The sequence below is a fragment of the Duganella guangzhouensis genome, assembly GCF_009674535.1.
Classification (GTDB): domain Bacteria; phylum Pseudomonadota; class Gammaproteobacteria; order Burkholderiales; family Burkholderiaceae_D; genus Rugamonas; species Rugamonas guangzhouensis.
Genome location: NZ_WKJK01000001.1, coordinates 337427 through 353313 on the forward strand (window position 1 = coordinate 337427; position 15887 = coordinate 353313).

The window sequence follows — 15887 nt, forward strand, 5'->3', positions numbered from 1 at the left end:
ATGGTAAGCTTAAAAACATTGTAATTCATGAACCTTCATTTCCATGTCCTCATCGCTCGCAGACGGCATTCCACGGTTTTTGTGCGCCCCCGGCGAGCTTGGAGCCCGCATCTGGGCTCACGATTGGGGCAGCACGCCGCTTGGTCCCATCGACGGCTGGCCGCACAGTCTCAAGACCGTGGTCAGTCTGATGCTGAATTCTCCGCAGCCGATGTGGATGGGTTGGGGCGAACAGGTGACGTTTTTATACAACGACGCCTATATCGACGTACTTAGCCTGGCCAAGCATCCATGGGCGCTGGGACGGCCCACCGCCGAGGTGTGGGCCGAGATCTGGCACTACTGCGGCCCGCTGACCGAGCGTGTGTTCAACAGCGGCGAGGCCACCATGGCCGACGGCGTGCGCCTGTTCATGAACCGGGGCGCGTTTGTCGAGGAGACCTTTTATTCGTTCTCCTATAGCCCGGTGCGCGATGAATCGGGCAATGTGGCCGGTCTTTTCTGCGCCAATCTGGATGTCAGCAGCCGCCACCTGAACGCGCGCCGCATGCACACGCTGTCGGACATGAATGCCCGCACGCTGCAGGAGAAAACCGTGCACGGCGCCTGCGCCATCGCAATGGAGGCGATCGGCCGTAATCCGGACGACGTGCCGTTCGCGCAGTTATACCTGGCGGCGCCGGACGACGGCGCGCCGGCGCGGCTGCTGCAAGCCACCCATGGCGAGATCGCCGGCGCGGCTGCGCTGTTCGAGGTGGATGCGGTGATCGCGTCCGGTGTGTCGCATCTGATCGCGCTCGATCCGCAGGCGTCGCCGGCGGGGCTGCCGCTCGGCCTCGCCGGACAGCCGCACCGCCAGGCGCTGGTGCTGCCGCTGTCCGGCAGCGGCCGCGGTAACAATATCGGTGCGCTGGTGCTGGGTGTGAGCGCGGCGCGTCAGTTGGATGCGGACTACCGTGGCTTTCTGGAGTTGATCGCGACCCAGGCCGCCAACGCCATCCGCCACGCCCGTGCCTCCGAGGATGAGCGCCTGCGCGCCGATATGCTGGCTGAGGTGGACCGCGCCAAGACGCAGTTCTTCAGCAACGTCAGTCACGAGTTCCGCACCCCCTTGACGCTGCTGCTTGGCCCCGTCAACGATGCGCTGGAGGACAGCAGCGCGCCGCTGCCGGCGCCGCAGCGCGAGCGGTTGCAGCTCATGCAGCGCAATGCGCTGCGGCTGCAAAAGCTGGTCAACACGCTGCTGGAATTCTCGCGCGTACAGGCCGGCCGCGCCCAGGCCAGCTTTGCCTCGATCGACCTGGCGGCGCTGACCACCGACCTTGCCAGCAGCTTCCGTTCCGCGATCGAAGGCGCGGGACTGCGGCTGGAGGTGGATTGCGCTGCGCTGACGGCGCCGGTGTATGTGGACCCGGTGATGTGGGAAAAGATCGTGTTGAATCTGGTGTCCAATGCCTTCAAGTTTACTTTTGAAGGTGAGATCCGCGTGTCGCAGCGCATTGTCGGCGAGCGGTTGCGGCTGGAGGTGGCGGACACCGGCACCGGCATCCCGCACGACCAACTGCCGCACTTGTTCGAACGCTTCCACCGCGTGGAGGGCGCGCGTTCGCGTACCCACGAAGGTTCCGGCATCGGCCTGGCTCTGGTGCACGATCTGGTGACGCTGCATGGCGGGCAGATAGGCGTGGAAAGTGTGATCGGGCGCGGCACCGTGTTCAGCGTCGTCATTCCGCTCGGCTGCGCGCATCTGCCGGCCGAGCAGTTGGCGACCACGCCGGCTGCAGTCACACCGGCGCCGGCCGCCGTTGCCGCCTTCGTGTCCGAGGCCGAGGGCTGGACTCACTCGCATGCCGCCACCGTCACTCAGGTCGCCAGTCATGGCCGCCTGTTGGTGGTGGATGATAACGCCGACATGCGCGACTATCTGCGCCGCTTGCTGCAACCGCATTGGCAGATCGAGGTCTGTACCAATGGCCTGGAGGCGCTGGCCAGTGTGGAGCGCGACCCGCCGGACCTGATCCTGTCCGACGTGATGATGCCGCAGCTGGACGGCTTCGGTCTGCTGGCGGCGCTGCGCGCGCATCCGGCCACGCGCGACATTCCGTTCATGCTGCTGTCCGCGCGCGCCGGCGAAGAAGCGCGGCTGGAAGGTTTGCAGGCCGGTGCCGACGACTATCTGGTCAAACCCTTCTCCGGCCGCGAGCTGGCGGCGCGCATCGAAGTGCTACGGCTGCGCCAGCGCGTGCGCGGCATGGAGGCGGCGGCCACGCGCCGCTTGCAGAGCATTTTCAGCCAGGCGCCGGTGGCGATCGCGATTCTCGGCGGGCCGGAACACGTGTTCGAACAGGCCAACGACTATTATCAGCAACTGGTTGGTCCGCGTCCGCTGGTGGGGCATACCGTGCGCGCAGCCTTCCCTGAGCTGGCGTCGCAGGGTATCTACGAACTGCTGGACGGCGTACTGGCCACCGGCCAGCCCTACGTCGGCCGTTCGGTGCTGCTGCGCTTGCGGCGCATACCGGATCAGCCACCGGCCGAATGCTGGTTCGACTTCGTTTATCAACCGCTGCTCGACGAAACCGGCAAGCCGCATGGCGTGGCGGTGGTGGCATTTGAAGTGACCGAACTGGCCACCGCCAAGCGCGCGGCGGAAGCGGCCAACCGCGCCAAGGATGAATTCCTCGCCATGCTGGGCCACGAATTGCGCAATCCGTTGGCGCCGATCGTCACCGCTTTGCAACTGATGCGCATGCGCGGCGGCGATTACGCCATCAAGGAACGTGCCGTGATCGAACGCCAGACCAAGCATCTGGTGGCGCTGGTGGATGACCTGCTGGATGTGGCGCGCGTGGCCGAGGGCAAAATCCAGCTGCGGCGCCAGGTGATCGAGATGGCGGACGTGGTGGCGCGCGCGATCGAAACCGCCAGCCCGCTAATCGAACAAAAGCGTCATGAACTGACGGTACAAGTGCCGGCTTCCGGCCTGCCGGTGCTGGCCGATCCGGTGCGTTGCGCGCAGGTGCTGGCCAATCTGCTGACCAACGCCGCCAAGTATACCGAGACCGGCGGCCATCTCGCCGTGCGCGCCTGGCGCGATGGCGCCCAGGTGGTGGTGGAAGTGAAGGATAACGGCATCGGTATTTCGGCCGAGATGATAGGCTCGGTGTTCGAACGCTTCATGCAGGCGCGCCAGGCGCTGAGCCGCTCGCAGGGCGGGCTGGGTCTGGGGCTGGCGATCGCGCGCAGCATGATGGAGCTGCATGGCGGCAGCGTAAGCGCCTACAGCGCCGGCGTCGGCTGCGGCAGCACCTTCACGGTGCGCATGCCGGCGCTGCAGGAGCGCAGTCCGGCCGCACAGGAAGGTTCCGAATCGGCGCCGGCCAGCGCGGCGCCGGGTGGATTGTCGGTGCTGGTGGTGGACGACAACGAGGACGCGGCACGCGCGCTGGCCGAGGCGCTGGAGCTGATGGGCTATACAGTGCAGGTGGCTTTCAGCGCACCGGAAGCGCTGGCGCTGGCGCCGCAACTGCGGCCGCAAGTCGGCCTGCTGGACATCGGCCTTCCCGGCATGGACGGCTACGAATTGGCGATGCGTTTGCGCCAGTTGCCGGGCATGGATGGCCTGCGCCTGTTCGCTGTCACCGGCTATGGCCAGGATGCGGACCGCCAGCAGGCGATGAAGGCCGGCTTCGAACACCATCTGACCAAACCGGTGGACCTGGGGCGCCTGGACAGCATGCTGCAACTGACCTGATACTTAAACCTTGGTATGAGTTGGCATAACCAAGGTCCGATTTCGCGCCATCCCTCCTGATTCTATATTGACGCTTGCAGTCAATCAGGGAGGGGTTTATGTTCGTTCAACATTACAAACAGCTCAAACAGTTGCCCGGCTTGCGCACCGGCGCAGCCGAGTGGCTGATGCTGGGCTTTGTGCTGGCACTCAGCGGTTTGCTGATCGCGTACTTCGTGTGGAACGAACGCGGTCTGCTGCTGGCTTCCAACGTCGAGCGCATGCGCCTGCAAACGCTGATCATCGACGAAAATCTCAGTCATCAGCTGGACGGCGTGCGCAGTGCGCTGGACAGTGTGCGTGGCGCGCTGCGGCCGGGCAGCCTGTGCACCGCCGATTGCCGCCGCACGTTGCTGCAGTCGCTCAAGCGCGCCATGCCCGGGGTGCGCGCGTTGCTGGTGTTGGATCGCAAGGGCGCCATCGTGCTGTCCGACGACGATTTGCGCGATAGCCGCCTGGATGACCACAACTACACCAGCCGCGTTGAACGCATGCGCGATCCCGACACGCTGTATCTGTCGCAGCCGTACGAAAACACGCCGGGCGTGTTCAATATCAAGCTGTCGATGGCGCTGGTGGGGCGGGACGGCGCCAACAACGGCGCCGTCAGCGCCATCCTCAATCCGGAATACTTTGACGCCGTGATGCGTTCCGCCCTGTATGCGCCGGACATGAACAGCGCTATCACCGAGGACAGCGGCCGCCGCATCCTGTTCGTGCCGGCCGATCCGGCCGCCCTGCGCGATACCGGTGCCGCGCCGGATCCGTTCTTCATGCGGCATCAGGCCAGCCGGCGCTCGGAGACGGTGCTGGACGGGACCACGGCCAGCGGTGAGCAGCGGCTGGTGGTTCAGCGCACCATGCTGCTGCGCGGCCTGGGGCTGGACAAGACGCTGGTGGTGAGCCTGGGCCGCAATCAGGCGTTGATCGCGGCCAGTTGGCACAGCATGGCCTGGTCCTGCGCCGTGGCCTGGCTGGTGTTCGGCCTGACCTCCAGCGGCGCCCTGATGCTGGTGCAGCGGCGCCGCCTGGTGCTGGAAGAACTGGCGGAGGCGCGCTCCGCCGAGCAGGCCGCCGCCGCTGAAAAAGTGGAGCTGGCGCTGAACGGCGCCAATCTGGGCTTGTGGGAGTGGCAGATGACGGACGATCGCCGCAGCGTGGACGGCCGCGCCGCCGCCATGCTGGGCTACACCCAGGATGAGCTGAACACCGGCGTGGTTGATTGGCACGGCATGGTCAGGGGCGACGACATTCCCGCCATCGAAGCGGCGCTGGCAGCGCATCTGGCCGACAGTTCGCGTTCCTACGAAGCCGAGTACCGCATGCGGCATCGCGCCGGCCACTGGATTTGGGTGCAGAGCCGGGGCAGGGTGGTGGAGCGCGCGCCGGACGGCACGCCGCTGCGCATGCTGGGCACGCGCATGGACATCAGCGCCCGCAAGCTGGCGGAAGCGGAAATCGCTCACCTGGCTTTCTACGATGGCCTGACCAAGCTGCCCAATCGCCGCCTGCTGCTGGACCGCCTGCACCATGCCATCGCCAAGGCCGCGCGCAGCGGCAGTCACGGCGCGGTGCTGTTCGTCGATCTGGACAACTTCAAGTCGCTCAATGACACCATGGGCCACGACATGGGCGACCGCCTGTTGGAGATGGTGGCGTTCCGCCTGAGCGAGGTGACGCGCGAGACCGATACCGTGGCGCGCCTGGGCGGCGATGAATTCGTGATCCTGCTGGAAGAGCTGGGCGAAGAGCAGCAGCAGGCGATGGGCAACGCCGCCGCCGTCGCCGGCAAGGTGTTGGAGTCGCTGAGCCGCGGCTACACGCTGGAAGCGCATGAACTGCGCAGCACGCCCAGCATCGGCGTGGTGTTGTTCGGCGCCGAGCACCACACCATCAACGACCTGCTGCGCCAGGCCGACATGGCGATGTACGAGGCCAAGGCGGCCGGTCGCGCCACCTTCCGCTTCTTCGATCCGCACATGCAGGTGGCGCTGGACGCTTCCGCCACACTGGAGGCCGACCTGCGCTACGCCTTGCAGCGCGGCGAGCTGCGGCTGTACTACCAGCCGGTGGTGGACAATGCCGGCCGCGTCACCGGCGTGGAGGCGCTGCTGCGCTGGCAGCATCCGCAGCGCGGCTTGATTGGGCCGGGCGAATTCATCCCGCAGGCCGAGAAGTCCGGCTTGATCGTCGATCTGGGCGAGTGGGTACTGGAGACGGCCTGCCGCCAGCTGGTGCAGTGGGCGTCGGAGCCGGATAGCGCGCACCTGAGCATGGCCGTCAACGTCAGCGCGCGGCAGTTCCGCCAGACCGCATTCGTCGATCAGGTGCTGGCGGTGCTGGACCGCACCGGCGCCGATCCGCGCCGGCTCAAGCTGGAGCTCACCGAAAGCATGCTGTTGACCGACATGGATGACGTGATCGCAAAGATGACAACATTGAAAGCACACGGCGTTGGCTTCGCGCTGGACGATTTCGGCACCGGCTACTCGTCGCTCAGCTATCTGAAGCTGCTGCCCATCGACCAGCTGAAGATAGACCGCTCCTTCGTGCACGACATGCTGCACACCCGTCATGCGTCCAGTATCGTGCGCGCCATCATCACACTGGCCTACAGCATGGACCTGGCGGTGGTGGCGGAGGGCGTGGAAACGCGCGAGCAGTGGTCGGAGCTGGAGGCGTTTGGCTGCAACGCTTTCCAGGGCTATCTGTTCGGCCGGGCGGCGCCGCTGGCGGAGCTGGAACTGGCTGTACTCCCCGCCGGTCTCGCCGACTGTACTCCTTCCACTGCTGCCGCCGACGCTATGCTGGCACCATCGATATAAGGAGCATCGGGCATGGCTGAGAATAACAAGCAAGGACGCATACAACCCTACCACCACGCCGCCGCCGGCTGGGGCGCGCTTAAGTACGTGGCCATCAATCTGGTCAAGGAGCGCGTCAGCGGCATCAATTATAAATCGCTGCTGGCGCAGAACCAGCCGGACGGTTTCGACTGTCCCGGCTGCGCATGGCCGGACCGCGAGCATGCGTCCACCTTCGAGTTTTGCGAAAACGGTGTGAAGGCGGTGGCGGCCGAATCCACCAGCAAGCGCGTGACGCCGGACTTCTTTGCCGCCCACACGGTGGCGCAGCTGCTGGAACAGTCGGACTATGAGCTGGAGCAGCACGGCCGGCTCACGCACCCCATGGTCTACGACGCCGCCAGCGATAAATATCAGCCCATCGCCTGGGACGATGCTTTCCGCCTGATCGCTACCGAGCTGAATGCGCTGGACCACCCGGACCAGGCATCGTTCTACACCTCCGGCCGCGCCAGCAACGAGGCGGCTTTTCTGTATCAGCTGTTCGTGCGCGCCTACGGCACCAATAACTTCCCGGATTGCTCCAACATGTGTCACGAAGCCACCAGCCGTGGCCTGCCCGGCACGGTGGGCATCGGCAAGGGAACGGTGACGCTGGACGATTTCGAGCATGCCGATACGCTGCTGATTTTCGGCCAGAACCCGGCTACCAACCATCCGCGCATGCTGGGCGAGTTGCGCGAATGCGCGCGCCGTGGCGCCACCATCGTCTCCATCAATCCGCTGCGCGAGCGTGGACTGGAGCGCTTCACCAGCCCGCAGCATCCGCTCGAAATGCTGACCATGTCCAGCACGCCTATCAGCTCGATGTTTGTGCAACCGCGTCTGGGCGGCGACTTCGCGCTGATCAAGGCGGTGGCCAAGCGGGTGCTGGAGATGGACGACAGGGCGGTGCTGATCGGCGTGCGGCGTGTGCTGGATGTGGATTTCATCGAACAGCACACCACCGGCTTTGCCGAATTCGCGCGCGATCTGCGGGCGGAGAAGTGGTCGCTGCTGCTGGAAGAATGCGGCGTGCCGCGCGCGCAGATCGAGCAACTGGCCGACATCTTCATTCGCGGCGAACGCGTGATCGCTACCTGGGGCATGGGGCTGACGCAGCACAAGCATTCGGTGCCGACGGTGCAGATGCTGTCCAACCTGATGATGATGCGCGGGCAGATCGGCAAGCAGGGCGCGGGACTGTGCCCGGTGCGTGGCCACTCCAACGTGCAGGGCGACCGCACGGTGGGTATCGAGGAGCGTCCAAGCACTGCTTTCCTGGACCGCATGGAGCGTGTGTTCGGCTTTGCCCAGCCGCGCCATCATGGGTTGGATGTGGTGGCCACCATCGAGGCCATGCAGAAGGGCGAGGTGAAGGTCTTCATCGGCCTGGGTGGCAATTTCGCGATGGCGACGCCGGACACGCCGCTGACCTTCAAGGCGCTGCAATCGTGCGCGCTGACGGTGCACATCGCCACCAAGCTGAATCGCAGTCACTTGATCCACGGCCGCAAGGCGCTGATCCTGCCGACGCTGGGCCGCACCGAGATCGATGTCCAGAACGGCGTGCCGCAAGGCGTGACGGTGGAAGACTCAATGAGCATGGTGCACATCTCTTATGGCCTGAACAAGCCGGCATCGCCGGAGCTGCTGTCCGAGATCGCCATCGTCGCGCGCATGGCCGAGGCCACGCTGGGTACGCGCTATCAGTTGCCGTGGCAGGCGTATCGCGATGATTACGCCCGCATCCGTGACGATATCGAAAAAGTGTTCGATGATTTTTACGATTACAACGCGCGCGTGGCCAAACCGGGCGGCTTCCATCTGAAGGTGGCCTCGCGTGAGCGCGAATGGAAGACCGACAGCGGCAAGGCGCAGTTCGTGCCGCACAGGGTTGAACTGGACACGCCGATTCGCCGCGCCCGCGCCCAACATGGCGAGCGTCTGATGGTGATGATGACCACCCGTTCGCACGACCAGTACAACACCACCATCTACGCGCTGGACGACCGTTATCGCGGCGTGTTTGGCATGCGCCGGGTGATCTTCATCAACCAGGCCGATATCGACATGCTGGGCATGAAGAGCGGCGACTGGGTGGACGTGCAAAGCGTGTGGGACGACGGCGTGGAGCGTCGTGCCGACGGCTTCATGCTGGTCGCCTACGATATCCCGCGCGGCTGCATCGGCGCCTACTACCCGGAGACCAATCCGCTGGTGCCGCTGGCCAGCGTGGCCGATGGCGCCGGCACCCCGACCTCGAAGTCGATCCCTGTCCTTCTGACACCCGCGGGCGCATCATGATCGTTCGTCCGACAACCAACTGGTTGCGGATGCTGTTCGTATGGAATGGCTCCGTACTCAAGACCATTGTGCCGCAACTGCTGATTATCCTGGCGATCAGCGTGCTGGCGGTATGGACCAGCGGTCACGTATTTGGCAGTAAGGTGCCGCTGGATACTGTGCCGTTTCCGCTGGTCGGCGTCAGCCTGGCGATCTTCCTGGCTTTCCGTAACAACGCCGCTTATGCGCGTTATGTGGAGGCGCGGCAGATCTGGGGCCGCATCCTGATCGCGGCGCGCGCGCTGACTTCGCAGGTCATTAACTATCTGCCGGCGGATGGTGATGGCTTTGAGCGCAAGTTGTTCGTGCAGCGGCTGATCGCTTTCGTCTATGCGCTCACGCACCAGTTGCGCAATACCGATCCGACAGTGGATCTGGCGCGTTATCTGCCCGCCGCCGAGGCACGCGAGCTGGCTGGCATGGAGTACATCCCGGTGGCCTTGCTGGATCGGCTGCGGCTGATGCTGTCGCGCGCCGGCCGCCAGCGCGGCGAGGGCGAGCCGCTGTTGTGGATACTGGACGCGCAGGTCAGCGAGCTGGCGGCCGCCGTCGGCGGTTGCGAGCGGATTTCGAATACCCCGATTCCGTTTGCCTACGGCGTGCTGGTGCATCGCACCGTCTATCTGTACTGCTTCATGCTGCCATTCGGCCTGGTGGCCGATCTGGGGATGGCGACGCCGCTGGTGTGCGTGTTTGTGGCCTACACGCTGTTTGCGCTGGAAGCCATCGCGCAGGAGATATCGGAGCCGTTCGGCACCGATCCGAATTGCCTGGCGCTGAATGCGATGACGCGCAATATCGAGCGTTCGCTGCTGGAGCAGTGCGGCGAGCAGTTGCCGGAACAGCTGCAGCCGTGCGATCGCTATAACGTGTCGTGATCCAGCAGCTCGCCGGCCAGCAGGCCGAGGGTGCGCACCGCCGCCTCCACTTCAGGCGTCCATGGATAACTGTAGTTCAGGCGGATGCAGTGCTGGAAAGCGTCGCCGGTGGCGAAGATGTTACCGGCGCCAATGCTGATGCCGCGTTCCTGCGCCCGCGCGTACAGCTCCAGCGCCCGCACGCTATCCGGCAACGTCACCCACAGCAGATAACCGCCGGCCGGCGTGGAAACGCTGGTCCCGTCCGGGAAGAAGCGCCGGACTGCCGCCGCCATGATGCTGGCCTGCTGCGCATAGGCCTTGCGCACCTTGCGCAGATGGTAGTCGTAGCCGTCATTCTTCAGGTACTCGGCAATCGCCAGTTGCGGCAACGCCGGCGTGTTCAGCGTGTTCAGGAACTTCAGTTTTTCCACCTGTGCCTTGTAGCGGCCGGGCAGCGTCCAGCCGATGCGGTTGGCGGGGCTGAGCGTCTTGGAGAAGGAATTGCAGTGCAGGACCAGGCCGCGCGTGTCGTAGTTCTTCAGCGAGCTGGGATGCACGTCGCCGTAATACAGCTCGTGATAGACGTCGTTCTCGATCACCGGCACGTCGTGGCGGGCCAGCATTTCCACCATGGCGCGCTTGCGCTCATCGCTCATCTGGTAGCCCAGCGGATTCTGGAAGTTGGGCATGACCATGCAGGCCACCACGCCTTGTTCAACGATAGCGCGCTCCAGCGCTTGCAGGTCGATGCCTAGCGCCGGGTCGGTGGTTATCTCCACCACCCGCATGCCCATGCGTTCGATGGCCTGGATCAGCGCGTAGTAGGTGGGCGATTCCACCGCGATGGCGCTGCCCGGCGCCGCCACCGCCTGCAGGCACAGATTGATCGCTTCGGTGGCGCCGGTGGTGACGATGATTTCGCCGGCATCCACCGCCAGCCCGTTTTCCAGGTGGCGGCGCGCGATTTGCCGTATCAGTTCCGGATTCCCCGGCGGCAGATCGGCCGTCATGCCCATCTGGCCGACTCGGCGCGCCAGGCTGTTGGCGTATTGGTTGAGCTTCACCCACGGGAACGCGGCGGGATCGGGGTAGGGTGAGCCTAGCGGCACGCTGCCCTGGTTGATGGAGCGTAGCGTGGTGAGTACGAATTCGCTGGTGTCCAGCGTTTCGCCGCGCGCCATCTGGGCCGGCGCCGGCGGCTCGCTGGCGGTGGCGGTGGCCTGCACGGCCGGTTTGCGGCGCACGAAATAGCCGGATTGCGGCCGGCTCTCGATCAAGCCCTGGCTTTCCAGCAGCAGGAAAGCGCGGATCACGGTCGAGACGCTCAGGTTGTGATGCTGGCTGGTTTGCCGCACCGAGGGGATCTTTTCTCCCTCGCGGATCACGCCCTGGGCGATCTGGCTGGCGATATCGGCGGCCAGGGTTTCGTACAATTTCACGCTTTTTCTCCATCCGACAGGTTCAGGCTCATACCGAAGTATAGGGTGCAAGCGGGGAAAACCTCACTATAATTGGGGTAGTTGCCAATATAACCAAAAGGATAGGCATGTTAAGGGTACCCCGCACTCCCTGGATGTCTGCGCTGCTGATTTTGCTGATGTTGCTGATCTTCGTGATCGACACCTTTTCGCCGCTGGACATGGCGATCGCGGTCATGTACGTGGTGGTGGTGCTGATATCGGCCAGCATCTGGCAGCGACGCGGCGTGCTGCTGGCGACCGCCGGCTGCATGGCGCTGACCGTGATGTCCTATCTGCTGACACATACCGAAGCTTTTTCCGGCGCGGCTTCCGGCCGCATGCTGGTCGGCCTGCTGGCCACCGCCATCACCTGCCTGCTGGTGCTGCGCGGCCAGGCCGCCACCAATGAACTGCTGGCGCGCGAGGATGCGCTGCGCCGCAGCGAGGCGTTTTTGGCCGGCACCCAGCGCATCAGCAAAAGCGGCAGCTTCAGTTTCAAGTCGCCCGGCGGCGCCATGTACTGGTCGGACGAGGCGGCCCGCATCTACGGCTATCCGCTGGACGTGGAGCCGACCATGGAGCGCGTCCTGGCCCACACCGCGCCGGAGGACCGCCACATCGTGCAGGCGGCGATCGACCAGTCGCTGCGCTGCGACGGCGAAGTCGATATCCGTCACCGGCTGCTGATGCCGGACGGTGAACTCAAATACGTGCATGTGCTGTCGCGTCCCCGCCATACCAAGGAAGGCGAGTGCGAGTACCTGGGCGCGCTGACCGACGTCACGGCGTCGGTATTGGCCGAACAGGCGCTGCACCGCTCGCAGGTACAACTGGCCCACGCCACCCGCGTCACCATGCTGGGCGAGTTGGCGGCATCGATCGCGCATGAGGTGAACCAGCCGCTGGCCGCCATCTCCACCAACGGCGAGGCGTGCCTGCGCTGGATGAATCGCGCGGTGCCGGATCTGGACGAGGCCAAAGCATCGGTCACCAGCATCCTGGCATCCAGCGCCCGCGCCACCGGCGTGATCAAGCGCATCCGCGCGCTGGCGCGGCGCAGTGATCCGCAATACATGGCGCTGGACTTGAAGGCGGTGGTGGAGGAAAGCGTGGACCTGGTGCGGCGCGAACTGAATAACCAGCACGTGGCGCTGATGCTTGGCCTGGCGCCGGACCTGCCGCCGGCGCACGGCGACCGGGTGCAGCTGCAGCAGGTGTTCATCAACCTGCTGATGAACGCGATACAGGCGATGGCGGCCTGCCGCCCCGGCCAGGCGGTGCTGACGGTGCAAATTCAGCTGGCGGCGGAGGGCATGCTGCAGGCCAGCGTCAGCGATTCCGGCCCCGGCATACCGGCCAGCGCCGTGCCACGCCTGTTCGAAGCCTTTTACAGCACCAAGGAAGACGGCATGGGCATGGGTCTGCCGATCTGCCGCTCCATCATCGAAAACCACGGTGGCCGCATCTGGGTCAAGGAAACAGCCCCGGATAGCCCGGTAGCCGGCGCCACCATCCTCTTCACTTTGCCCGCCCATGAATCCGATTGATTATTCCGACGCGCTGGTCTACATCGTCGACGACGAGGACGCGCTGCGCGGCGCCATTTCCAGCTTGTTACGCTCGGTCGGCATGCAGGTTGCGGGCTACGCCTCGGTGGCCGAATTCCTGGCTCAGCCAAGGCGCGAGACTCCCAGCTGTTTGCTGCTGGACGTGCGGCTGCAGGGCGTGAACGGACTGGATTTCCAGGCCGAGCTGAATCGCGAGGGTGTGGCGCTGCCGATCATCTTCATGACCGGCCATGGCGACATCCCGATGTCGGTGCGGGCCATGAAGGCGGGCGCGGTCGATTTCCTGGCCAAGCCATTCCGCGATCAGGATCTGCTGGACGCGATCCACGCCGCGCTGGCGGCCGACCGCGAGCGGCGTCTGCGCGATCAGGCGCTGAATGGCTTGAACGAGCGTTATGCGACGCTGACGCCGCGCGAGCGTGAAATCATGGCGCTGGCCGCGCGTGGTCTGATGAACAAGCAGATCGCCGGCGAGGTGGGCACCAGCGAAATCACGGTCAAGATCCACCGTGGTAATGCGATGCGCAAGATGGAAGCCAAGACCTTCGCGGACCTGGTGCGCATGGCCGAGGCGCTGGGGTTGGCATAAGCTGTTGGCCTGACCTATACCCTTGTATAATTTTCTTCGCTAGCCCCGGACGGTATCGTACTCCCATGCTGAATATGGGAGTCACCAGTGTCTGAACCAGATCCAAAATTTTGTAATATCGCCGTCGTCGACGATGACGAAGCCGTGCGCGTCGGCTTGCGCAGCCTGCTGCGCTCTTATGGCTACAACGCCCAAGCCTACGAATCGGCGCTGGCGCTGCTGGCCTCCGGCGCGCTGGGCGACTATCACTGCATCGTCACCGACCTGCAGATGCCTGGCATGAGCGGCATCGAACTGCTGGAACAGCTGCGCCGCACCGGCAATCCGCTGCCGCTGATCCTGATGACCGCCTTTCCGGAACCGGCGCTGTGCAAGCGTGCCTTGAACAGCGGTGCCTCCTGTTTCCTCAGCAAACCCTTTGAAGCGAACGAATTGCTGCGCTGCCTGAATCAGGCCAGCGGCAGTTTCCCGACCCACTCCGAGGAGTAAAACCCATGAAGAACACCATCAGCAGTTCGCGCCGTCTTATCTATATGTTGCTGCTGCTGGTGATTACAGCCAGCGTCACACTGTCGCTGGTCATGGAGCACACGGCGCGCAATATCCGCCGTAACGAAACGCCGCTGTTGAACCGCACCATCCCGCAGATGCGCAATCTGGGCGATTTCGAAAGCGCCTTGCTGCGCTACCAACTGGCGCTCGACAAGCGATTCACGGAATCGATTACGCCGGGCCGCTTCCAGCTACTGGAAAGCATGGGCCGTGGCGAACTCGATGCCGGCCTGTTGCAGCTCCGTTCCAGCCTGGGCGATGGCCCGGAGCTGGCGGCACTGCGCGCGGGCTACCTGCGCATCATCGCGCTGACGCCGGAATTCGAGCGCCAGGTCGGCACCGATCCGGTGGCGGCGCGCGCGGTGCTGATCCGGATGAATGAGGAAGTCAAGGCGCTGCGCATGCGCATCGACGCCTTGCAGCAGCAGGTCGAGGATGCGATTTACGCCAACGGCACCATGGCCAATCGCGCCATCGGCTGGATCACGGGGCTGGTCCATGTGTTCGACGTACTGGCGCTGGTGACCTGTTTGTTCATGCTGTACCACGTGCGGGCCCGGGTGCGGGTGGAGGATGAACTGAGCCACCAGGCGCGCCACGATCCTTTAACCGGGCTGGCGCACCGCCGCAGCTTCGAGGCACGCCTGGCCGCGCTGCCGGACACGCCGCACGTGGTGGTGCTGGGCACCATCGACCGCTTCTCGCGCATTATCGGCGGCTTTGGCCACGCCTTCGGTGACCGCGTGATGGTCGGTCTGGCGGAACGGATTCGTGGCGCGGCGGAGCGCAGCGGCGGCGAGGTATTCCGTCTGGATGGTGCCAACTTCGCCATCCTGTACCGCATGAACTGCGGCGATGCGCAGTTTGCCGAAGCGATGTCCGGCCTGCGCGACGAGGTGCGCAATCCCTACGATTGCGAAGGTCATGAGATTTTCACCACCCTGAGCCTGGGCGCGGTCAGCTTCCCGCTGCACGGCGCCAATCCGGACGCGCTGTTGCGCAATGCAGACGCGGCGCTGCAGGCGGCGCGCAAGGCAGGGGGCGACCGTCTGGAGGTGTATTCGCAGCAGCTGAATGCCGAAGCCGGCGAGCGGCTGGACATGGAGTCGCTGCTGCGCCACGCGGTGGAGCGTGAGGAGCTGGAGCTGCATTATCAACCGCAGCAAGCCTTGCAGAACGGCGGCTTGATTGGCTTTGAGGCGCTGGTGCGCTGGCGCCGCATGGGCAAGCTGATTTCGCCGGCCGAGTTCATTCCGCTGGCCGAGGAGTCGGGCCTGATCGTCGCCATCGGCAACTGGGTGCTGGAACAGGCATGCCGCCAGATCAGCGAGTGGCAAGCCGAGACCGGGCAGCGGGTAGTGGTGGCGGTGAACATTTCGCCGCGCCAGTTTGCTGCGCCGGGCTTCCTGGCGCATCTGGAAGATCTGCTGGCCACCAGCCACGTCGATCCATCCTGCCTGGAGCTGGAGATCACCGAAAGCGTGATGGTGGAAGATGCGGAGAGCGCGATCGCGCTGCTGCACCGGCTGCGCGCGCTGGGCCTCAAGCTGGCGATCGATGATTTCGGCACCGGTTATTCCAGCCTGGCCTATCTGTCGCGCTTCCCGATACACAAACTGAAGATCGACCAGTCCTTCGTGCGCAATATGCACGCGGTCAGCGAGCAGGGCACCATCGTGCAGGCCACGATTGGCCTGGGCCACAGCCTGGGGCTGACCGTGATCGCCGAAGGCGTGGAGTCGGAAACGCAGCGCGCCATGCTGAGCGCCTGGCGCTGCGATGAAATCCAGGGTTACTACTACAGCCGTCCGCTGCCGGCGGCATCCGCATTGAACTTCCTCGAAGGTAGCCTGCAGCTGCAGGCGGCATAATATGG

Annotated in this window: 9 protein-coding genes; 8 read left to right on the top strand and 1 reads right to left on the bottom strand. The window is 64.7% G+C overall.

Translation table 11 applies throughout. The features are described from left to right. Positions 1-43 precede the first annotated feature (43 nt). The 4 genes from GJ699_RS01415 (at position 44) to GJ699_RS01430 (ending at position 9860) form a co-directional block, all read left to right on the top strand. Entirely contained in the window at positions 44-3754 is a 3711-nt protein-coding gene (locus GJ699_RS01415) for an ATP-binding protein (RefSeq protein WP_154372381.1), read from the top strand. Between the two features lie 98 nt (positions 3755-3852). Next, entirely contained in the window at positions 3853-6618 is a 2766-nt protein-coding gene (locus GJ699_RS01420) for a bifunctional diguanylate cyclase/phosphodiesterase (protein WP_154372383.1), read from the top strand. A 12-nt stretch (positions 6619-6630) separates the two neighbouring features. Then, positions 6631-8943: an FdhF/YdeP family oxidoreductase gene (locus GJ699_RS01425; protein WP_154372385.1), complete on the top strand. Its 2313-nt coding sequence runs from the start codon at positions 6631-6633 to the stop codon at positions 8941-8943. Beyond that, positions 8940-9860 (top strand): bestrophin family protein, encoded by a 921-nt coding sequence (locus tag GJ699_RS01430; protein ID WP_154372387.1) that lies wholly within the window; start codon positions 8940-8942, stop codon positions 9858-9860. Before GJ699_RS01425 ends, GJ699_RS01430 begins: the two co-directional genes overlap by 4 nt. Here the strand turns inward: GJ699_RS01430 and GJ699_RS01435 are convergent. Then, positions 9845-11281, bottom strand: coding sequence for an aminotransferase-like domain-containing protein (locus GJ699_RS01435; RefSeq protein ID WP_371867414.1), 1437 nt, complete (start codon positions 11279-11281; stop codon positions 9845-9847). The genes GJ699_RS01430 and GJ699_RS01435 overlap by 16 nt on opposite strands. A gap of 107 nt (positions 11282-11388) precedes the next feature. Between GJ699_RS01435 and GJ699_RS01440 the strand changes: the two genes are divergently transcribed. The 4 genes from GJ699_RS01440 to GJ699_RS01455 all read left to right on the top strand — a co-directional run bounded on the left by GJ699_RS01440 (position 11389) and on the right by GJ699_RS01455 (position 15882). Further along, a complete protein-coding gene (locus tag GJ699_RS01440) occupies positions 11389-12849 on the top strand; it encodes a sensor histidine kinase (protein ID WP_154372391.1) in 1461 nt (486 codons plus the stop codon). Next, complete coding sequence (locus GJ699_RS01445; protein WP_154372393.1) at positions 12836-13459, top strand: response regulator transcription factor; 624 nt, start codon at positions 12836-12838, stop codon at positions 13457-13459. Before GJ699_RS01440 ends, GJ699_RS01445 begins: the two co-directional genes overlap by 14 nt. Before the next feature lie 87 nt (positions 13460-13546). Beyond that, positions 13547-13948, top strand: coding sequence for a response regulator transcription factor (locus tag GJ699_RS01450; RefSeq protein ID WP_371867415.1), 402 nt, complete (start codon positions 13547-13549; stop codon positions 13946-13948). A 5-nt stretch (positions 13949-13953) separates the two neighbouring features. Beyond that, entirely contained in the window at positions 13954-15882 is a 1929-nt protein-coding gene (locus GJ699_RS01455) for a putative bifunctional diguanylate cyclase/phosphodiesterase (protein ID WP_154372395.1), read from the top strand. Positions 15883-15887: the final 5 nt, after the last annotated feature.